Genomic DNA, 20728 nt, shown 5'->3' on the forward strand with positions numbered 1-20728 from the left:
GGTCAGCTCAGCACGGAAATGTCAGCGATATTGATGAACAGGCCGCGCAGGCGCGCCAGCATGGCGTAGCGGTTTTTCCGCACGCCCGCGTCTTCGGCATTGATCATCACCGCTTCGAAGAACGCATCCACCGGCTCACGCAAGGTGGCCAGGCGCGCCAAGGCTTCGGCGTAGTTGCGTTCGGCGATCAGCGGCTTCACTGCATTTTCTGCCTTGGCGATGGCCGAGTTCAGCGAGAACTCCTTGGCATCGGCAAACAGGCCCGGGTCGACTTCGGCATTGCCGAGGTTGTCGGCCTTGCTCAGCAGGTTCGACACACGCTTGTTCACGGCGGCCAGGGCACCGGCTTCCGGCAGCTTGCGGAAGGCCTGTACGGCCTGCACACGCTGGTCGAAGTCCAGCGCCGAACCTGGTTGCAGGGCACGTACCGACAGGTACACCGAAACGTCCACGCCTTCGTCTTCGTAACGCGCACGCAGACGGTCGAACACGAACTCCAGCACTTGCTCGGCCAGGCCCGCTTGCTTGACCTTGGCACCGAACTGGCCAACCGCAAACACCACGGCCTGGGTCAGGTCGAGGTCGAGCTTCTTGTCGATCAGGATGCGCAGCACGCCCAGGGCCGCACGGCGCAGCGCATACGGGTCTTTGCTGCCGGTAGGCAACATGCCGATACCGAAGATACCGACGAGGGTATCCAGCTTGTCAGCGATGGCCACGGCCGCACCGGTGAGGGTGGTCGGCAGCTCGGCGCCGGCACCGCGCGGCATGTACTGCTCGTTCAGCGCGAGGGCGACGTCCTGCGGCTCGCCATCATTCAGGGCGTAGTAGTAACCGGCAACACCTTGCATCTCCGGGAACTCGCCGACCATCTCGGTGGCCAGGTCGCACTTGGACAGCAGGCCGGCACGCGCAGCCCAGGCAGCATCGCCACCAATGCGTGGCGCGATGTAGGCCGCCAGCTTGGAAACCCGTACGGCCTTGTCGTATACGCTGCCGAGTTTTTCCTGGAACACCACGTTCTGCAGGCGCAGGTTGAAGTCTTCGAGCTTCTGCTTCTTGTCTTGCTTGAAGAAGAACTCGGCGTCAGTCAGGCGCGGGCGAACGACTTTTTCGTTACCGGCGATGATCTGCTGCGGGTCCTTGCTTTCGATGTTGGCCACGGTGATGAAGCGCGGCAGCAGCTTGCCGTCGACGTCCAGCAGGCAGAAATACTTCTGGTTGTCCTGCATGGTGGTGATCAGCGCTTCCTGCGGCACGTCGAGGAAACGCTCCTCGAACGAGCACACCAGCGGCACTGGCCATTCAACCAAAGCGGTCACTTCGTCCAGCAGGCTTGGCGGCACGATGGCGGTGCCTTCCTGCAGGCGGGCCAGCTCTTCGGTACGCTTGCTGATCAGCTCGCGGCGCTCATTGGCATCCGCCAGCACATAGGCTGCACGCAGGTCATTGAGGTAGTTGGCGGGCGCGGTGATGCGCACGGCTTCCGGATGGTGGAAGCGGTGGCCACGTGAATCACGGCCGGCCTTCTGGGCGAGGATGGTGCAGTCGATGACCTGGTCACCGAGCAGCATCACCAGCCATTGGGTCGGGCGCACGAACTCTTCCTTGCGGGCACCCCAGCGCATGCGCTTGGGAATCGGCAGGTCGTTCAGCGAGTCTTCAATGATGGTCGGCAACAGGCTGGCGGTCGGCTTGCCGGTGATGACCTGGCTGAAACGCAGCTTCGGGCCACTCTGGTCGATTTCGCTCAGCTCGACGCCACACTTCTTGGCAAAACCAAGGGCGGCTTGAGTCGGGTTGCCTTCAGCATCGAAGGCGGCCTGGCGTGGCGGGCCGTCGAGGTTGATGCTGCGGTCCGGCTGCTGGGTTTCCAGTGCGGTGAGCAACACAGCCAGTCGGCGCGGCGCGGCGTAGACTTTTTTTGCGGCGAACTTCAGGCCAGCGGTTTGCAGGCCTTTTTCGATACCGGCCAGGAATGCGTCGGCCAGGGTATTCAGGGCCTTGGGTGGCAGCTCTTCGGTGCCCAGTTCAACCAGGAAATCTTGAGCACTCATTGTGCAGCCTCCAGCTTAGCCAACACTTCATCACGCAGGTCCGGGGTGGCCATCGGGAAGCCCAGCTTGGCGCGAGCCAACAGGTAGGCTTGGGCGACGGAACGCGCCAGGGTGCGTACACGCAGGATGTATTGCTGGCGCGCAGTTACCGAGATGGCACGACGGGCGTCCAGCAGGTTGAAGGTGTGGGATGCCTTCAGAACCATTTCATAGCTTGGCAACGGCAACGGCTGATCCAGTTCGATCAGGCGCTTGGCTTCGCTTTCATAGAAGTCGAACAGTTCGAACAGCTTCTCGACGTTGGCGTGTTCGAAGTTGTAGGTCGACTGCTCCACTTCGTTCTGGTGGAACACGTCGCCGTAGGTCACCTTGCCGAACGGGCCGTCAGCCCACACCAGGTCGTAGACCGAGTCCACGCCTTGCAGGTACATGGCCAGGCGCTCGAGACCGTAGGTGATCTCGCCGGTCACCGGGTAGCACTCGATGCCGCCGGCTTGCTGGAAGTAAGTGAACTGCGTCACTTCCATGCCGTTGAGCCAGACTTCCCAGCCCAGGCCCCAGGCGCCCAGGGTTGGCGATTCCCAGTTGTCTTCGACGAAACGGATGTCGTGGACCAGCGGGTCCAGGCCGACATGTTTCAACGAGCCCAGGTACAGCTCCTGGAAGTTGTCCGGGTTTGGCTTCAGAACCACCTGGAACTGGTAGTAGTGCTGCAGGCGGTTCGGGTTTTCGCCGTAGCGGCCGTCAGTCGGGCGACGACTGGGCTGCACATAAGCGGCGTTCCAGGTTTCCGGGCCGATGGCCCGCAGGAAGGTAGCGGTGTGGAAAGTGCCGGCGCCTACTTCCATATCGTAGGGCTGAAGTACCACACAACCTTGCTCGGCCCAGTATTGCTGGAGGGCGAGGATCAAGTCTTGGAAGGTACGCACGGCTGGCGTAGGCTGGCTCACGAAATTCACCTGTTACTTGGGCTGCGATTTAAAGAGCGGGAGTATACCCGATTCGGCCGCGCCACCATCCCCTGGAGCCTTATGCCACGCTGCTTTTGGTGTTCTGAAGATCCGCTGTACATGGCTTATCACGATCAGGAGTGGGGAACGCCGCTGCGCGATGCGCAGGGACTGTTCGAGTTGCTTTTGCTCGAAGGGTTCCAGGCGGGCCTGTCCTGGATCACCGTTTTACGCAAACGCGAGCATTATCGAAAGGTCTTGTTCGGCTTTGATGCGCAGCGTCTGGCCCAACTGAGCGATGCCGAGATCGAAGCGCTGATGCTCGATCCGGGCATCGTGCGTAACCGCCTGAAACTCAATGCCACCCGGCGCAATGCCGCCGCCTGGCTGGCGCTGCAGGACCCCGTGGAGTTTCTGTGGTCGTTTGTGGGCGGCGTGCCCAAGGTCAATCATTTCAAGGACCGCAGCCAGGTTCCGGCCATTACGCCGGAGGCTGAGGCCATGAGCAAAGCCTTGAAAAAAGCCGGCTTCACCTTCGTCGGGCCGACCATCTGTTACGCGTTCATGCAGGCCTCGGGCATGGTCATGGACCACACTCAGGACTGCGACCGTTACGCGGACCTCGCCAACGCCGGTTAGAATGGCGGCTTTGCGCACCACACACGATCAGGAGTGACCTGTGGAAAAGTTTAAAGGCGCCTTGCTGGTAGGCGCTCTTCGGTTGTTTGCCCTGCTGCCCTGGCGCGCGGTGCAAGCGGTCGGTTCGGCAATTGGCTGGATCATGTGGAAAACCCCCAACCGTTCCCGTGAGACGGTGCGGATCAACCTGTCCAAATGCTTCCCGGACATGGATCCGGCCGAGCGCGAGCGTCTCGTTGGACGCAGCCTGATGGACATCGGCAAGTCCCTGACCGAAAGCGCCTGCGCCTGGATCTGGCCGGCCCAGCGTTCCATCGACCTGGTGCGCGAGGTCGAAGGCCTGGAAGTGCTGCACGAAGCCCTGGCCTCGGGCAAAGGCGTGGTCGGCATCACCAGCCACCTGGGCAACTGGGAAGTGTTGAACCACTTCTATTGCAGCCAATGCAAACCGATCATTTTCTACCGCCCGCCGAAGCTCAAGGCGGTGGATGACTTGCTGCGCAAACAGCGGGTGCAACTGGGTAACCGCGTGGCGGCGTCCACCAAGGAAGGCATCCTCAGTGTCATCAAGGAAGTGCGCAAAGGCGGCCAGGTGGGGATTCCTGCGGATCCGGAGCCGGCGGAATCGGCCGGGATCTTCGTGCCGTTCTTCGCCACCCAGGCGCTGACCAGCAAGTTCGTGCCGAACATGCTGGCGGGGCACAAGGCGGTCGGGGTGTTCCTGCATGCCCTGCGGCTGCCGGATGGCTCGGGCTACAAAGTGATCCTGGAAGCGGCGCCGGAAGACATGTACAGCACCGATACAGCCACTTCGTGTGCGGCGATGAGCAAGGTGGTGGAGCGCTATGTGGGGGCTTACCCGAGCCAGTACATGTGGAGCATGAAACGCTTCAAGAAACGCCCGCCGGGTGAGGCGCGGTGGTATTGATGTACGGCTGACTCAAGGTTGGCACAAAACAAAATGTGGGAGCGGGCTTGCTCGCGAAGGCGGTGTATCAGACACAAATTCGGTGACTGACACGACGCCTTCGCGAGCAAGCCCGCTCCCACATTGGGTTCTGCTTAAGCTTGGCGGTCGAGTTTCTTCAGGAATACGGTCATTTCCTTTTCGGCCTGCTTGTCGCCATGTGCCAGGGCCGCTTCAATACCCTTCTCCCAAGCTAACCGCGCTGCAGCGTTATCACCCTGCCCCAGCTGCGCCTTGCCCAACAGCTTCCACGCCGCCGAATACTTCGGGTCGAACTCGACGCATTTCTGCAAATGCTCGGCAGCCTTGGCGTTGTCCTTCAGATCAAGATAACCCTTGCCCAAACCAAACCGCAGCAGTGAGTTATCCACACCCTTGGCGAGCATTTTTTCCAGGGATTCGAGCATGTCGGTCACTCCGTTTGATCAGAAAAAGCTCAGGCCCACGTGGAACAGCTTCTCCACATCGCGGATATGTTTTTTATCCACAAGGAACAGAATCACGTGGTCGCCCGTGGCGATCACCGTGTCGTCGTGGGCGATGATCACTTCTTCATCGCGAATGATTGCGCCGATGGTGGTGCCCGGCGGCAGGCCGATATCGCGGATCGCCTTGCCAATCACCTTGCTCGATTTTGAATCACCGTGGGCAATCGCCTCGATGGCTTCCGCCGCACCCCGGCGCAACGAGTGCACACTGACGATATCGCCGCGCCGCACGTGGGCCAGCAAGGTGCCGATGGTCGCCAGTTGCGGGCTGATGGCGATATCGATATCGCCGCCCTGGATCAGGTCGACGTAGGCCGGGTTGTTGATGATGGTCATCACCTTCTTCGCCCCCAGCCGCTTGGCCAGCAACGACGACATGATGTTGGCTTCGTCATCGTTGGTCAGGGCCAGGAAGATATCGGCGTCGGCGATGTTTTCTTCCAGCAGCAGATCACGATCCGAGGCGCTGCCCTGCAGGACCACGGTGCTGTCGAGGGTGTCGGACAAATACCGGCAGCGTGCCGGATTCATCTCGATGATCTTCACCTGGTAGCGGCTTTCGATGGCCTCGGCCAAGCGCTCACCGATCTGCCCGCCGCCGGCGATGACGATGCGTTTATAGGTCTCATCCAGACGGCGCATTTCGCTCATCACCGCGCGAATGTTCGCTTTGGCGGCGATGAAAAACACCTCGTCGTCAGCCTCGATCACCGTATCGCCCTGGGGCAGGATCGGCCGGTCGCGACGGAAGATCGCCGCCACCCGCGTCTCGACGTTGGGCATGTGCTCGCGCAGCTGGCGCAGTTGCTGGCCCACCAACGGCCCGCCGTAGTAGGCCTTGACCGCCACCAGCTGTGCCTTGCCTTCGGCGAAGTCGATCACCTGCAAGGCGCCCGGGTGTTCGATCAGGCGCTTGATGTAATGGGTCACCACCTGTTCCGGGCTGATCAGCACATCGACCGGGATCGCGTCGTTGTCGAACAGTCCGGCGCGGGTCAGGTAGGCCGCCTCACGCACTCGGGCGATCTTGGTCGGAGTGTGAAACAGGGTGTGGGCGACCTGGCAGGCGACCATGTTGGTCTCGTCACTGTTGGTGACCGCCACCAGCATGTCGGCATCGTCGGCACCGGCCTGGCGCAGCACTGTAGGAAACGAGGCGCGGCCCTGTACGGTACGGATGTCCAAACGGTCGCCCAAATCCCGCAGGCGCTCCGCGTCGGTGTCGACCACGGTGATGTCGTTGGCTTCGCTGGCCAAATGCTCGGCCAGCGTACCGCCAACCTGCCCTGCGCCGAGGATGATGATTTTCATCCGGTCACTCCCTTAAAACCATTCAGCCGCGAGCGGCGGCAATCTTGATCAGCTTGGCGTAATAGAACCCGTCGTGGCCGCCTTCCTGGGCCAGCAACTGGCGGCCATGAGGCTGCTTGATCCCGGCCTGGATGTCGAGGTCCAGTTCCCGTGCGCCGCTAGTGCGAGCAAGGAAGGCTTCGATGACGTCAGTGTTTTCGGTAGGCAGCGTCGAGCAGGTGGCGTACAGCAGGATGCCGCCTACTTCGAGGGTCGGCCACAACGCGTCCAGCAACTCGCCTTGCAGCACGGCCAGGGCGGCGATGTCGTCGGGTTGGCGGGTCAGCTTTATGTCCGGGTGGCGGCGGATCACGCCGGTGGCGGAGCACGGTGCGTCCAGCAGGATGCGCTGGAACGGCTTGCCGTCCCACCAGGTGGCGGTGTCGCGGCCGTCGGCGGCGATCAGCTCGGCGCTGAGGCCCAGGCGGGCGAGGTTTTCCCGCACACGCACCAGGCGCTTGGCTTCCAGGTCGACGGCGACGACACCGGCCAGGTCCGCTTGCACTTCCATGATGTGGCAGGTCTTGCCGCCGGGGGCGCAACAGGCGTCCAGTACGCGTTGGCCCGGGGCCAGGTCCAGCAGGTCGGCGGCCAGTTGAGCGGCTTCGTCCTGCACGCTGATCCAGCCTTCGGCGAACCCGGGCAGGTTACGTACATCGCCCGGTTCTGTAAGAACGATGCCGTCCTGGCTGTAGACGCAGGCCGTGGCCGCTACACCGGCTTCGCCAAGCAATGTGAGATAAGCGTCGCGGGTGTGATGACGGCGATTGACCCGCAGGATCATCGGCGGGTGCGCGTTGTTGGCCGCGCAGATGGCTTCCCATTGCTCGGGCCAGAATGCCTTCAGGGATTTTTGCAGCCAGCGCGGGTGGGCGGTGCGCACCACCGGGTCATGTTCCAGTTCGGCCAGCAGCGCTTCGCTTTCGCGCTGGGCGCGGCGTAGCACGGCGTTGAGCAAGGCTTTGGCCCAGGGCTTTTTCAATTTGTCGGCGCAACCGACGGTTTCGCCGATGGCGGCGTGGGCCGGCACGCGGGTATAGAGCAGTTGATAGAGGCCCACCAGCAGTAGTGCCTCGACATCGGCATCTGCGGCCTTGAACGGCTTTTGCAGCAGCTTGGCCGCCAGCGCCGACAACCGCGGCTGCCAGCGGGCGGTGCCGAAAGCCAGGTCCTGGGTAAAGCCGCGATCGCGGTCTTCGACTTTATCCAGTTGGGTCGGCAACGAACTATTGAGGGAAGCCTTGCCGTTGAGCACGGCGGCCAGGGCCTTGGCGGCGGCCAGACGTGGGTTCATTGCGCGTCCACCGCTTGGCCGAGGACGATGCCAACGGCAAATTTCTCACGGCGGCTGTTGAACAAATCGCTGAAGTTCAGCGCCTTGCCGCCGGGCAATTGCAGACGGGTCAGACACAGCGCCTGTTCACCGCACGCTACCAACAGGCCGTCCTTGCTGGCGCCGATGATCTCGCCGGGGGCGCCCTTGCCTTCGGCCAGGGTGGCGGCCAGTACTTTCAAGGCCTCGCCATTGAGCGTGCTGTGGCAGATCGGCCACGGGTTGAAGGCACGCACCAGACGCTCCAGCTCAACGGCCGGGCGGCTCCAGTCGATGCGGGCTTCATCCTTGTTCAATTTGTGGGCGTAGGTGGCGAGGCTGTCGTCCTGAACTTCACCTTGCAGAGTGCCGGCAGCCAGGCCTGCGATGGCCTGGACGACAGCCGGCGGGCCCATTTCGGCGAGGCGATCATGCAGGCTGCCGCCGGTGTCTTGCCCGGTGATCGGGGTGGTGACTTTCAGCAGCATCGGCCCGGTGTCCAGGCCTGCTTCCATGCGCATCACGGTCACCCCGCTTTGCGCATCACCGGCTTCGACGGCACGCTGGATCGGTGCCGCGCCACGCCAGCGAGGCAGCAGCGAGGCGTGGCTGTTGATGCAGCCCAGGCGCGGGATATCCAGCACAGCCTGGGGCAGGATCAAGCCGTAGGCCACCACCACCAGCAGGTCTGGCTTCAGCGCAGCCAGTTCGGCCTGGGCATCGGCGTTGCGCAGGGTCGGCGGCTGCAGCACCACAATGTTGTTTTCCAGTGCCAGCTGCTTGACCGGGCTGGGCATCAGTTTTTGCCCACGACCGGCCGGGCGATCGGGCTGGGTGTAGACCGCCACGATTTCATAAGGGCTGGCGAGCAGGGCCTTGAGGTGTTCGGCGGCGAATTCGGGGGTGCCGGCAAAAACGATGCGCAGTGGCTCGGTCATGGGAAACGTCTCACAAAAGAAAAAGGCTTGCCGGAGCAAGCCTTTGAAAGAAGGGAATCAAGCTTGCTGGCGATGCTTCTTTTCCAGCTTCTTCTTGATCCGGTCGCGTTTAAGCGTGGACAGGTAATCGACAAACAGCTTGCCGTTGAGGTGGTCGCACTCGTGTTGGATGCACACCGCCAGCAGGCCTTCGGCAATCATCTCGAACGGCTTGCCGTCACGGTCCAGGGCCTTGATCTTGACGCGCTGGGGACGGTCGACGTTCTCGTAGAAGTCGGGCACCGACAGGCAGCCTTCCTGGTACTGGCCCATCTCGTCGGTCAGGGTTTCGAACTCAGGGTTGATAAACACCAGGGGCTCGCTGCGGTCTTCGGACAGGTCCATGACCACGACGCGCTGATGCACGTCGACCTGGGTCGCGGCGAGGCCGATACCCGGGGCTTCATACATTGTTTCAAACATGTCATCGACCAACTGACGAACCTTGGCGTCCACTACGGCCACTGGCTTGGCGATGGTGCGCAGGCGTGAGTCCGGAAATTCGAGGATGTTCAAAATAGCCATAAGCGTAATTGCTGCACATGTGAGGTAAAGGCAAGTCGGCGCCGGGGATGGACCCTTGATGTGCCGGGATAAGTGCCGTGGGAAAACGTCCGAAAGCCGCGAAGGCCAAGGCGTTTCACGCGAATGCACATAATAAAGGAGATTCACCCCATGAGGAAATCGCTACTCGTCTTGCTGCTGTGGGCCCAGGCCGTTATTGCCCAGGTTCCCGAGAGCTATCCACAGGCCGGCCAACCGTTGCCGCTTCATACGCAGCAGGCCATCCAGCGCTTTTTACTGCACAACCGCATTCTCGATACCCCCCAGGAACTGGAGCACGCTCCCTATATTGTTGCAGCAGATGCCGGACGAGTATTGGGCGCCGATGGCGAGCGTATTTATGCGCGAGGTGCCCTGGACCCTGCAGTCGAAAGCTACGGGATCTTCCGTCGCGGCAAGGCCTATACCGACCCGCAAAGCCAGGAATTGCTGGGTATCAACGTCGACGACATTGGCACCGCACGTTTTGTGACGGCGGGCGATGTCAGCACGTTGGGTGTGCAGCGCGTCACCCAGGAAGTGCGGCCCGGCGACCGATTGCTCAGCCAGCAAGCGCCCATCGACCTGACCAGCCTGGTGATTCAGATGCCTGCTCGCGCCACTGCCGGGCACATCATCGACGTGCCACGGGGCGTGACGCAGATCGGCGTGCTGGACGCGGTGACGCTGAACAAGGGCCGTCGTGACGGCCTGATGGAAGGCCATTTGCTGGCCGTGGTGAAAACCGGGGAAACCGTTCGGGACCGAGTGACCGGTGCTCCGGTGAAGATGCCCGACGAGCCGGCCGGGACGCTATTGGTGTTCCGTACCTACGAAAAGCTCAGCTACGGCCTGGTGCTCAGCGCGTCGCGTTCGCTGGCGGTAATGGACCGTTTTGAGGCGCCTGAACGAAGACAATAATTAGGTTGCTAAATAAGTTACCAACAGAGTTATCCACAGCTTGTTCCGATCAAGGACGATCAAATGTTACCGACGAATGACCGTGAAATTTCCCCGGCAGAACTGGAAGCCCGACTACGCTTGCACAGGCTGCCGGAACTGGGTCCCAAGGGCTTTAAAAAACTTATCGAGGCCTTTGGTTCTGCGTCAAAAGCCATCAGCGCACCGGCCAGTGCCTGGTGCTCCCTGGGGCTCAAGGTGGCCAGCGCCGATGCCCGGCGTTGCGAGGAAGTACGTGATGGCGCCAGTGCGGCATTGGCCTGGTTGGAGCGTCCGGCCCAGCATTTGCTGATGTGGGACCAACCCGACTACCCGGCATTGCTTGCAGAATTGGATGATGCACCCCCGCTATTATTCGTCGCCGGCAACCCGGCGATTCTGGAGAAACCGCAGCTGGCGATGGTCGGCAGCCGTCGCGCCTCCAGGCCAGGAATGGATACCGCCGCCGCGTTTTCCCGCAGCCTGGCGAGTGCCGGTTTTGTCATCACCAGTGGCCTTGCCCTGGGTATCGACGGTGCTGCTCACCAGGCGGCTTTGGATGTTGGTGGACATACAATCGGCGTGCTGGGCACCGGGCTCGAAAATTTTTATCCACAGCGCCAACGACGCTTGGCCGAGGCGATGATTGCCCAAGGCAGCGCCGTGGTTTCCGAGTTTCCGTTGGACGCCGCGCCCCAGGCCGGCAACTTCCCGCGCCGCAACCGTATTATCAGTGGCCTGTCGCTTGGGGTACTGGTGGTGGAGGCCAGCATGGCCAGCGGTTCGCTGATCACCGCGCGGCTGGCGGCGGAGCAAGGGCGCGAGGTATACGCCATCCCCGGCTCCATCCATCACCCCGGGGCCAAAGGCTGCCATCAACTGATCCGCGATGGCGCGGTGCTGGTGGAAACCATCGAGCACATTCTCGAAAACCTGCGTGGCTGGCAGGCCCTCTCCCGCCCGGCGCCGATTGCGGTCAATCATCCGCTGGTGGCGCTGTTGCACGCGGCGCCCCACACCAGTGAAGCCCTGGCGATTGCCAGTGGCAGGGCCTTGTCCGAGGTGCTGGCCAGCCTGACGGAGCTGGAACTGGAAGGCCGAGTGATCTGCGAAAGCGGGCGCTGGCTTGCGCGCGGCTAGGTTTTGTAACGAAGATCGGTAAACTGCGCAGAGCTTTAGTCCGGAGAGTGAGTAATGGTCAACAGGTGGCGTGTGCGAGAAGCCGCACGAGAAATTCGCGCAGGCGCAGTGATTGCCTATCCAACCGAGGCGGTCTGGGGCCTGGGCTGTGACCCTTGGAACGAAGAAGCGGTGGATCGGTTGCTGGCGATCAAGGGCCGGTCTGTGGATAAGGGGCTGATCCTGATTGCCGACAATATCCGTCAGTTCGATTTTCTCTTCGAAGACTTTCCCGATGAGTGGATGGACCGCATGGCCAGTACCTGGCCTGGCCCGAATACGTGGCTGGTGCCCCATCAGGACTTGCTGCCCGAGTGGATTACCGGGGTGCATGACACGGTGGCGTTGCGGGTGACTGATCATCCGCAAGTGCGGGATCTGTGCTCGCTGGTCGGGCCACTGATTTCCACCTCGGCCAACCCGCAGGGCCGCCCGGCGGCGCGCACGCGGATTCGTGTGGAGCAGTACTTCCGCGGGCAGGTGGATCTGGTATTGGGGGGGAATCTGGGGGGGCGCAAGAACCCGAGTCTGATTCGGGATCTGGCGACGGGTGAGGTTGTGCGGCCTTCCTGAGACCGAGCCGCCTGCTTTCGCGAGCAAGCCCGCTCCCACATTTGACCGAGTCCAACTTTTGGAACGCGGACAAATGTGGGAGCGGCGGTGCGACGATTCGACTTGCTCGCGAAGAGGCCCTCAAAGCCGCTGAAAATCCAACGCCCTATGGCAGCAGAATGGTCGACCCAGTCGTCCGCCGCGCCGACAACTCAATTTGCGCCTTCGCCGCATCCCCCAACGAAAACCGTTGGTTAATATCAATCTGCAGCTTCCCGCTGATGATCATCGAAAACAGATCATCCGCCATCGCCTGCAGGTTTTCCGGGTTGTTGGCATAGGTCGCCAATGTCGGCCGGGTCACATACAGCGAGCCCTTGGCCGCCAGAATCCCCAGGTTGACCCCATCCACCGCCCCCGAAGCATTACCGAAACTCACCACCAGCCCGCGTGGCGCAACACTGTCCAGCGAGGTGAGCCAGGTGTCCTTGCCTACGCCGTCGTACACCACTGGGCACTTCTTGCCGTCAGTCAGTTCCAGCACGCGTTGTGCGACATTTTCCTTGCTGTAGTCGATGGTTTCCCAGGCGCCGAGGGATTTGGCCAGCGCCGCTTTTTCCGGCGAACTCACGGTACCGATCAGCTTCACGCCCAAGGCCTTGGCCCATTGGCAAGCCAGGGAGCCGACGCCACCGGCAGCGGCGTGGAACAGAATGGTTTCGCCGCCCTTCAACTCATAGGTCTGGCGCAACAGGTACTGCACCGTCAGGCCCTTGAGCATCGCGCCGGCGGCCTGTTCGAAGCTGATGTCGTCCGGCAGGTGCACCAGGTTGGCAGCCGGCAACACATGCAATTCGCTGTAGGCGCCCAGCGGGCCGCTGCCGTAGGCCACGCGATCGCCGACCTTGAATTGAGTGACTTCGCTGCCCACCGCATCAACCACGCCGGCACCTTCTGCGCCCACGCCCGACGGCAAGGCCGGTGGTGCATACAGGCCGCTGCGGAAATAGGTGTCGATGAAGTTCAGGCCAATGGCCTTGTTCTGCACGCGAACCTGCTGCGGGCCGGGTTCTGCCGGGGTGTAGTCCACATACTCAAGCACTTCGGGGCCGCCATGGGCACGGAACTGGATACGTTTGGCCATCTGCACTCTCCTTAAGTCATTTCGCGTAGCCCCCTATCGGACTCCTAAGCTTGATCTTCGTCAACTGTGGCAGCAGTGGGTGCAGTGGTATCCTGTGCGCCCATTTGCCGCCGATGCCCAATGGCCTCGTGTAGCGTTGCCCGATTCAAGGTGATGTCATGACTACCCGCACCGAGGCTGTCAAAGCCTACCTGCTTGACCTGCAAGACCGCATTTGCAGCGCCCTGGAAACCTTCGAGACGGACACTCGCTTCATCGAAGACGCCTGGACCCGGCCTGCCGGCGGCGGCGGTCGCACCCGTGTGATCGAAAACGGTTCGGTAATCGAGAAAGGCGGCGTTAACTTTTCCCACGTGTTTGGCAGCGGCCTCCCACCGTCCGCCAGTGCCCATCGCCCGGAATTGGCCGGTCGCGGTTTTGAGGCCCTCGGCGTGTCGCTGGTGATCCACCCGCACAACCCGCATGTGCCGACTTCCCACGCCAATGTGCGTTTTTTCATCGCTGAAAAAGAAGGCGAAGAGCCGGTGTGGTGGTTTGGCGGCGGCTTCGACCTGACGCCCTACTACGGCAACGAAGAAGACTGCATCCACTGGCACCGCGTCGCCGAACAGGCCTGCGCGCCGTTTGGCCCGGACGTTTATTCACGCTACAAGGCCTGGTGCGACACCTACTTCCACATCAAGCACCGCAACGAACCGCGTGGCATCGGCGGTTTGTTCTTCGATGATTTGAACGAGTGGGACTTCGACACCAGCTTCGCCTTCATGCGCGCCATCGGCGACGCCTACATCGACGCCTACCTGCCGATCGTCCAGCGCCGCAAGGCCATGGCCTATACCGAGCAGCAGCGCGAATTCCAGGAATTCCGCCGTGGCCGCTACGTCGAGTTCAACCTGGTCTACGACCGTGGCACTTTGTTTGGCCTGCAATCGGGCGGGCGTACCGAGTCGATCCTGATGTCGCTGCCACCCCAAGTGCGCTGGAGCTATGACTGGAAAGCCGCCCCCGACAGCGAAGAAGCGCGCCTAACCGACTACTTCCTGCAAGACCGCGACTGGCTGGGTGTGCTGCCCAAGGCGGCGGTCTGATGGATCGTTATGTCGTCTTCGGCAACCCCATCGGCCACAGCAAGTCGCCGCTGATTCACCGTCTGTTCGCCGAACAGACCGGCGAGCAACTGGACTACAGCACCTTGCTCGCGCCGTTGGAGGATTTCACCGGCTGTGCAAAAGCATTTTTCGCACAAGGCCGTGGCGCCAACGTCACCGTACCGTTCAAGGAAGAGGCCTATCGCCTGGCCAATACCCTGACCGAACGCGCCCAACGGGCCGGCGCGGTGAATACCCTGAGCAAGCTCGGCGATGGCAGCCTGTTGGGAGACAACACCGACGGCGCCGGCCTGGTGCGGGATTTGACGGTGAATGCCGGGTTCAGCCTGCAAGGCAAACGCATCCTGCTGCTGGGCGCCGGTGGTGCGGTGCGCGGCGCGTTGGAGCCATTGCTGGCTGAGCAGCCGGCTTCGCTGATCATTGCCAATCGCACCGTGGAAAAAGCCGAATTGCTCGCCGAGCTGTTCGACGATCTCGGCCCGGTGTCCGCCAGCGGTTTCGACTGGCTGCGTGAACCGGTGGACCTGATCATCAATGCCACGTCCGCCAGCCTGTCAGGCGATGTACCGCCGATTGCCGGCAGCCTGATCGAACCCGGAAAGACTTTTTGCTACGACATGATGTACGGCAAAGAGCCTACGACTTTCTGCCGCTGGGCCAGTGAGAAGGGCGCGGCGGTGGCAATGGATGGCCTGGGGATGCTGGTGGAACAGGCCGCGGAAGCGTTCTTCCTGTGGCGCGGCGTTCGACCGGACTCCGCGCCGGTGCTGGCTGAATTGCGTAGCCAACTGGCCTGACGCAATCCAAATGTGGGAGCGGGCTTGCTCGCGAATGCGGTGGATCAGTCGATACATACGGCGACTGTCACACCGCATTCGCGAGCAAGCCCGCTCCCACAGTTTCAACCGCGTTCAGTCTTCGAAATGGATGGGGCAGTTGTCGGCCCCTTCCAGTTTCCTCAACTCTTCCACCACCTGTGGCCGGGCCTTGCGCAACGCCAGGCTGCGCCCCACTCCATTCAATCGGCGCGCTTCCTGGTGCAGCATCTCCACCCCGGAATAGTCGATGAAGTTGATCTGCTGCGCCTCGATCACCACCCGCTGGCCGTGCAGGCTTTGCAGCCGCACCTGCAGGTAATGGCTGGCGCCGAAAAAGATCGACCCGCCGACCCGCAGCACATCGTCCTCTCCGTCACGCCATTGCTGGACCCGCGGCTGTGAGGTGCGCTTGAGGTAGAAAAACAGCGACGCCAGCACCCCGGCGTAAATGGCCGTTTGCAACTCCAGCAACAGCGTAGCGATGCAGGTCAGGTTCATCACCACGAACTCTGCGCGGCTGACCCGGAACAGCGCCCGAATACCGCGATGGTCGACCAACCCCCAGCAAATCAGCAGGATGCTGGCGGCCATGCTCGGGATCGGGATATGCGCGATCAATGCCGCACCGAACAGCGCGAACAACGCCACCCACAATGCGGAAAACACCCCCGCCAGCGGCGAACAGGCGCCTGCCTCATAACTCAGGCCCGACCGTGTGAAGGAACCCGCCGACAAGTACCCGGAGAAAAATCCGCCGACGATGTTGGATAAACCCTGGGCGCGCACTTCCTGATTTGCATCGAGCAATTGTTGGGAGCGGGCCGACAGTGAGCGCGCAATCGACAGGCTGGTCACCAGCCCCAGCATGCCCACCGCCACGGCACTCGGCAGCAGGCGCAGGACCATGTCCAGGTCCATCGGCAGCGGGCTGAACGGTGGCAGCTTGCCGACAAATGAACTGACCCGCGCCACCTCCCCGAACATCGTCGGCCACAGCCACGGGATGAGGCTGCCCAGGGCCAGCGCGATCAACAGGGTTGGCCAGCGCGGTACCCAGAGTTTCAGCAGCACCCCCACCAGCAAGGTGCCGAGCCCGAGCACCAGTGAAGGACGATTCCACTCCCCGGCATGGTTGATCAGCGCCAGCAGACTGTTGATCGCCGTGGCCTGGCTGGGCAGGTCCAGCCCCAGCAGGTTGGGCAGTTGGCCCAGGGCGATCACCACCGCAGCGCCGAGGGTGAAGCCGAGCACCACTGAATGCGAGACGAAATTCACCAGGGCGCCGAAGCGCAGCATACCCAACAGCCATTGGAAGACGCCGGCCAGGAATGTCAGCAACAGGATGAGTGTGATGTAGTCCTGGGAGCCGGGCACGGCCAACGGGCTGACGCTGGCGTAGAGCACGATAGAGATGGCTGCCGTGGGGCCGCAGATCAGGTGCCAGGAAGAGCCCCACAAGCAGGCGATCAATACCGGGATGATCGCGGCGTACAGGCCGTACTCCGGTGGGAGACCGGCGATCAGCGCGTAGGCAATGGACTGGGGTAATGCCAGGACTGCACCGCTAAGGCCGACGACCGCGTCCCTTCCGACGCTGGCGCGGGTTTGGCGCGGGAGCCAGCTGAGGAAGGGGAAGAGTTTGTGGCGGTTGGGCCAGGGCATTGAAAACTCGGTTGAAGAGGTTTGAATCAGAGTATCAGGCTCATGATGATCGTTCCCACGCTCTGTGTGGGAATGCCGTCTTGGACGCTCTGCGTCCGCTCTTGAGTCGTGACGCGCAGCGTCACCGGATGCGTTCCCACGCAGAGCGTGGGAACGATCAGTGCATCAGAGTTTGGCTTTTACAGCGGCCAGTGCATCCTGGCCGTCCACGGTTTTAACCCCGTCCAGCCACTTGTCCAGCACCGCCGGGTTCGCCTTGATCCACGCCTTCGCCGCGTCCGCATTACTGAGCTTCTTGTTCACCACCTCAGCCATGATGGCGTTCTCCATCTCCTGGGTGAAACTCAGGTTGGTCAGCAATTTCCCCACATTCGGGCACGCCTGTGCATAGCCCTTGCGGGTCAACGTATACACGCTGCCGGTGTCACCAAAGTACTTCTCCCCACCCTTGAGGTAATGCATCTTCAACTGCACGTTCATCGGGTGCGGCGTCCAGCCGAGGAAGGTCACGAACTTCTGCTTCTTCACCGCCCGGGACACTTCGGCCAGCATCGCCTGTTCACTGGACTCGATCAGCTTCCACTGGCCCAGGTCAAAGTCGTTCTTCTTGATGATTTCCTGCAACGAGAGATTCGCCGGCGCACCCGAACCGATGCCGTAGATCTTCTTGTCGAACTTGTCGGCAAACTTGTTCAGGTCGGCAAAGTCATGCACCCCGGCGTCCCAGACATAGTCCGGCACGGCCAGGGTGAACTCGGTGCCGTCGAGGTTCTTCGCCAGTTGCACCACATCGCCATTGGCCACGAACTTGTCGTAGAAGCCCTGCTGCGCCGGCATCCAGTTACCCAGGAACACGTCCACCTGGCCGTCCTTGAGCCCGCCAAAGGTGATCGGCACCGCAAGGGTGTCGACCTTGGCCTTGTAGCCCATGCCGTTCAACAGGAAACCGGTAATGGCATTGGTGGCGGCGATATCGCTCCAGCCCGGATCGGCCATCTTCACGGTGTCGCAGCTGGTGTCCGCGTAGACGCCGGCACTGCTCAATGCCAGCAGCGCAACGCTCAACACGGTGGATAACTTTTGCATGGCCTTCCCCTCAGTTTTATTGGTTTTGGCAGGGTTGTGGAAAACGTGCCTTGCGCTCCAGATCGTCGAGGTCGATGTGGTTGCGCATGTATTGCTGACTGGCGTCTACCAGTGGCTGGTGGTCCCAGCTCTTCAGCTTGCCCTGGGTCAGCGCCTCGAACACCAGGCGGCGACGGCGTTGGCTGGCGAGCACCTGCTGGTGGATCGCCGGGATGTCCCATTTGGCCCGCGCTTCATGCAAAAACGCCTCGAACAGTGGCCGGTGTTCCGGTGACTGGCTGAGGTCCTCCCGCTCGTGCGGGTCGTTGTGCACATCGAACAATAGGCAAGGATCGTCCTCGCTGTAGATGAACTTGTAGGCGCCACGGCGAATCATCATCAGCGGGCTGATGGTGCCCTCGGCCATGTACTCACCGAACACTTCGTCGTGCCCGCCCTGCCCTTGCAGGTGAGACACCAGCGAGCGGCCGTCCAGCGCCAGCCTCGGGTCCAGCTCGCCGCCGGCCAGTTCCACCAGGGTAGGCAGCAGGTCGGCGGTGGACACGGCGGCGGTCACCCGGCCGGCCGCAAACTGCCCCGGCGCGCTGATTAGCAGCGGCACGCGGGCGGCCATTTCAAACCAGTGCATTTTGTACCAGAGCCCGCGCTCGCCGAGCATGTCGCCGTGGTCGCCGGAGAAGATGATGATGGTGTCGTCGGCCAGGCCCGTGTCTTCCAGGGTTTGCAGGAGCTTGCCGACGTTGCTGTCGATGTAGCTGCACGCGCCGAAGTAAGCGCGGCGTGCATCGCGGATCTTGTTCAGCGGCAGCGGCTTGTCCCACAGGTCATAGACCTTGAGCAGGCGCTGGGAGTGAGGGTCGAGGTCAGCCTGTGGCGGTGTTGCAGGCAGCGGGATGTCGTTGTCGTCGTACAGGTCCCAGAACGGTTTGGGAATGGTGTACGGGTCGTGTGGGTGAGTCATCGACACGGTCAGGCAGAACGGCTGGTCGCCATCCTCGCGGATATGGTCGAACAGGTACTGCTGGGCCTTGAACACCACCTCTTCGTCGAAATCCAGCTGGTTGGTGCGCACGCACGGCCCGGCCTGCAGCACCGACGCCATGTTGTGGTACCAGGAGGGGCGCACGTCCGGCTCATCCCAGTTCACGGCCCAGCCATAGTCGGCCGGGTAGATGTCACTGGTCAGGCGTTCTTCATAGCCGTGGAGCTGGTCGGGGCCGCAAAAATGCATCTTGCCCGACAGCGCGGTGCGGTAGCCGAGGCGGCGCAGGTAGTGGGCATAGGTCGGCACGTCGGCGGGGAAATCGGCCGCGTTGTCGTAGGCGCCGATCTTGCTCGGCAACTGCCCACTCACCAGGGTAAAGCGCGATGGCGCACACAGCGGACTGTTGCAGTAAGCGGCGTCGAACACCACGCCCTCAGCGGCGAGGCGACTCAAGTTTGGCAGTTTGATAGGCGAAGGACCGTAGAACGGAAGCATCGGCGCGGCCATTTGATCGGCCATGATAAAAAGAATGTTCTTGCGCTTCATGGTTTCGCGGCATTCCATAGTCGATGTTTATGCGAATGAGCATGCAGGCCATGGAAATCGTGGTAAAGCCCATGAGAAGCAATGTCTAGGATAAGCCCAGCTTATGTATGAATCCCTCGGTCACCTGTCACTCGACCTGCTGCGTGCCTTTGAATCCGCAGCGCGCCAACGCAGCTTTACGGCAGCGGCGATGGAGTTGGGCACCACCCAGCCGGCCATCAGCCAGCAGATCAAGCGCCTGGAAGAACAGCTGAAGGTGCGCCTGTTTGATCGCATCTACCGTGGCATCGAGCTGACCGACGCGGGCGCCTTGTTATTCGAGCAGGTACAGGCCGGTTTGCAGAGCATCAACCAGGGCCTGAGCGCGATTGCCGAGCAGGACCAGCATGAAGTCCTGCAGGTGGCGACCGACTTTGCCTTCGCCGCGTATTGGCTGATGCCACGCCTGCATCGTTTCCATGAAGCCAACCCGCAGGTGGACGTGAGCCTGGTCACCAGCGAGCGTAACCACGCCACGTTGCGCAGCGATATCGACGTAGCGGTGCTGTTCGGTGACGGCCGCTTCAAACAGGGCGACAGCCTGTGGCTGTTCAACGAGGAAGTGTTCCCGGTGTGCAGCCCGCAGCTACTCCAGGACCGAGTCGCGCCACTGTCGGTGCAGAGCCTGCTGGAGTTCCCCTTGCTGCACCTGCGCCAGCAAAACAACAACCAGTGGTTCGACTGGAGCGGGGTGTTTCGCGAACTGGGCATCACCACCGCGCCCACTCCGGGCCAACTGCGTTTCGACAATTACACGCTGTTGATCCAGGCCGCGATCGCGGGCCAGGGCGTGGCCATCGGCTGGCGTCACCTTGTGGATAACCTGCTGGAGCAAAAATGGCTGTGCCGGCCGATTGGCGACACGGTGATCTCGCGCTTCGGCTATTACGTGGTGCTGCCCCAGCGCAAACGCCGCAGCCAGTTGATCGAGCGTTTCGTCGACTGGCTGATGACCGAACAGGCCAGCAGCGCACAATCGCTGACCGGTCTGGCCCTGCCGTCCATTGCGGTCTAGGATTTGCCGATCAATGAGCCCGGAGCCTGTCATGCAACGTATCAAGGGCTACCACGCCCATATCTATTTCGACGCCAACACCATCGACCAGGCGCGCAAACTCTGCGAAGACGCCGCGCAATTGTTTCCGCTGCGCATGGGCCGCGTGCATGAACGCCCGGTGGGCCCGCACCCGGACTGGAGCTGCCAGCTGGCATTCGAACCTGAATACATCGGCGTCGTGCTGCCTTGGCTGGCCCTCAACCGCAACGGCCTGGTGGTGTTCCTGCACCCGACCACCGGTGATGACCTCAAGGACCACACCGAACACGCGATCTGGATGGGGGCGATGCGCACGCTGGATCTGTCAATATTTTAAACCTTCAATTTCC

Annotated in this window: 20 protein-coding genes; 9 read left to right on the forward strand and 11 right to left on the reverse strand. The window is 61.9% G+C overall.

Annotation, left to right across the window (positions count from 1 at the left end; translation table 11 throughout):
* Positions 1–2 precede the first annotated feature (2 nt).
* Together glyS and glyQ are read right to left on the reverse strand one after the other, a co-directional pair.
* Complete coding sequence (gene glyS, locus HX801_RS17295; protein ID WP_177022419.1) at positions 3–2057, reverse strand: glycine--tRNA ligase subunit beta; 2055 nt, start codon at positions 2055–2057, stop codon at positions 3–5.
* Entirely contained in the window at positions 2054–3007 is a 954-nt protein-coding gene (gene glyQ, locus HX801_RS17300; protein ID WP_003213601.1) for a glycine--tRNA ligase subunit alpha, read from the reverse strand. Before glyQ ends, glyS begins: the two co-directional genes overlap by 4 nt.
* A gap of 81 nt (positions 3008–3088) precedes the next feature.
* Between glyQ and HX801_RS17305 the strand changes: the two genes are divergently transcribed.
* Together HX801_RS17305 and HX801_RS17310 are read left to right on the forward strand one after the other, a co-directional pair.
* On the forward strand, positions 3089–3646 hold the full coding sequence (locus HX801_RS17305) for a DNA-3-methyladenine glycosylase I (protein WP_087694571.1): 558 nt from the start codon (positions 3089–3091) through the stop codon (positions 3644–3646).
* 40 nt (positions 3647–3686) lie between these two features.
* Complete coding sequence (locus tag HX801_RS17310; protein ID WP_003213605.1) at positions 3687–4574, forward strand: lysophospholipid acyltransferase; 888 nt, start codon at positions 3687–3689, stop codon at positions 4572–4574.
* 134 nt (positions 4575–4708) lie between these two features.
* Here HX801_RS17310 and HX801_RS17315 read toward each other — a convergent pair whose 3' ends face one another.
* The 5 genes from HX801_RS17315 to def are packed head-to-tail and all read right to left on the reverse strand — an operon-like array spanning position 4709 to position 9265.
* The gene (locus HX801_RS17315; RefSeq protein WP_003213608.1) at positions 4709–5020 is read right to left on the reverse strand and encodes a lipopolysaccharide assembly protein LapB; all 312 of its coding nucleotides are present in this window, start codon (positions 5018–5020) and stop codon (positions 4709–4711) included.
* Positions 5021–5038: 18 nt separating this feature from the next.
* A complete protein-coding gene (gene trkA / locus HX801_RS17320; protein ID WP_003213611.1) occupies positions 5039–6412 on the reverse strand; it encodes a Trk system potassium transporter TrkA in 1374 nt (457 codons plus the stop codon).
* Between the two features lie 22 nt (positions 6413–6434).
* Positions 6435–7745 (reverse strand): 16S rRNA (cytosine(967)-C(5))-methyltransferase RsmB, encoded by a 1311-nt coding sequence (gene rsmB / locus HX801_RS17325; RefSeq protein WP_008439563.1) that lies wholly within the window; start codon positions 7743–7745, stop codon positions 6435–6437.
* Positions 7742–8701, reverse strand: coding sequence for a methionyl-tRNA formyltransferase (fmt, locus tag HX801_RS17330; protein ID WP_003213615.1), 960 nt, complete (start codon positions 8699–8701; stop codon positions 7742–7744). The genes rsmB and fmt overlap by 4 nt, the downstream gene beginning before the upstream one ends.
* A gap of 57 nt (positions 8702–8758) precedes the next feature.
* Positions 8759–9265 (reverse strand): peptide deformylase, encoded by a 507-nt coding sequence (gene def, locus HX801_RS17335; RefSeq protein WP_003213617.1) that lies wholly within the window; start codon positions 9263–9265, stop codon positions 8759–8761.
* A 150-nt stretch (positions 9266–9415) separates the two neighbouring features.
* On the opposite strand from def, the gene HX801_RS17340 reads away from it, so the two are divergent.
* From HX801_RS17340 to HX801_RS17350, 3 genes are all read left to right on the forward strand, one after another.
* The gene (locus tag HX801_RS17340) at positions 9416–10204 is read left to right on the forward strand and encodes a peptidoglycan-binding protein (RefSeq protein WP_177022420.1); all 789 of its coding nucleotides are present in this window, start codon (positions 9416–9418) and stop codon (positions 10202–10204) included.
* A 63-nt stretch (positions 10205–10267) separates the two neighbouring features.
* Positions 10268–11362, forward strand: coding sequence for a DNA-processing protein DprA (dprA, locus tag HX801_RS17345; RefSeq protein ID WP_177022421.1), 1095 nt, complete (start codon positions 10268–10270; stop codon positions 11360–11362).
* 54 nt (positions 11363–11416) lie between these two features.
* On the forward strand, positions 11417–11974 hold the full coding sequence (locus HX801_RS17350; protein ID WP_003213622.1) for an L-threonylcarbamoyladenylate synthase: 558 nt from the start codon (positions 11417–11419) through the stop codon (positions 11972–11974).
* Between the two features lie 145 nt (positions 11975–12119).
* Here HX801_RS17350 and HX801_RS17355 read toward each other — a convergent pair whose 3' ends face one another.
* Complete coding sequence (locus HX801_RS17355; RefSeq protein WP_177022422.1) at positions 12120–13097, reverse strand: NADPH:quinone reductase; 978 nt, start codon at positions 13095–13097, stop codon at positions 12120–12122.
* 158 nt (positions 13098–13255) lie between these two features.
* Between HX801_RS17355 and hemF the strand changes: the two genes are divergently transcribed.
* Positions 13256–14185 (forward strand): oxygen-dependent coproporphyrinogen oxidase, encoded by a 930-nt coding sequence (gene hemF / locus HX801_RS17360; RefSeq protein ID WP_003213625.1) that lies wholly within the window; start codon positions 13256–13258, stop codon positions 14183–14185.
* Positions 14185–15003, forward strand: a complete 819-nt coding sequence (aroE, locus tag HX801_RS17365; protein ID WP_177022423.1) for a shikimate dehydrogenase — start codon at positions 14185–14187, stop codon at positions 15001–15003. The genes hemF and aroE overlap by 1 nt, the downstream gene beginning before the upstream one ends.
* A 114-nt stretch (positions 15004–15117) precedes the next feature.
* Here the strand turns inward: aroE and HX801_RS17370 are convergent, their stop codons facing one another.
* From HX801_RS17370 to betC, 3 genes are all read right to left on the reverse strand, one after another.
* Positions 15118–16686, reverse strand: a complete 1569-nt coding sequence (locus tag HX801_RS17370; protein WP_177022424.1) for a SulP family inorganic anion transporter — start codon at positions 16684–16686, stop codon at positions 15118–15120.
* A gap of 165 nt (positions 16687–16851) precedes the next feature.
* The gene (choX, locus tag HX801_RS17375) at positions 16852–17772 is read right to left on the reverse strand and encodes a choline ABC transporter substrate-binding protein (protein ID WP_177022425.1); all 921 of its coding nucleotides are present in this window, start codon (positions 17770–17772) and stop codon (positions 16852–16854) included.
* 16 nt (positions 17773–17788) lie between these two features.
* Entirely contained in the window at positions 17789–19303 is a 1515-nt protein-coding gene (gene betC, locus HX801_RS17380) for a choline-sulfatase (protein ID WP_008439571.1), read from the reverse strand.
* A 103-nt stretch (positions 19304–19406) separates the two neighbouring features.
* Between betC and HX801_RS17385 the strand changes: the two genes are divergently transcribed.
* The gene (locus HX801_RS17385; protein ID WP_008439576.1) at positions 19407–20357 is read left to right on the forward strand and encodes a LysR family transcriptional regulator; all 951 of its coding nucleotides are present in this window, start codon (positions 19407–19409) and stop codon (positions 20355–20357) included.
* Positions 20358–20388: 31 nt separating this feature from the next.
* Positions 20389–20715 (forward strand): DOPA 4,5-dioxygenase family protein, encoded by a 327-nt coding sequence (locus HX801_RS17390; RefSeq protein WP_003213639.1) that lies wholly within the window; start codon positions 20389–20391, stop codon positions 20713–20715.
* Positions 20716–20728 lie beyond the last annotated feature (13 nt).

Source organism: Pseudomonas sp. G1002, assembly GCF_013385455.1.
GTDB lineage: Bacteria > Pseudomonadota > Gammaproteobacteria > Pseudomonadales > Pseudomonadaceae > Aquipseudomonas.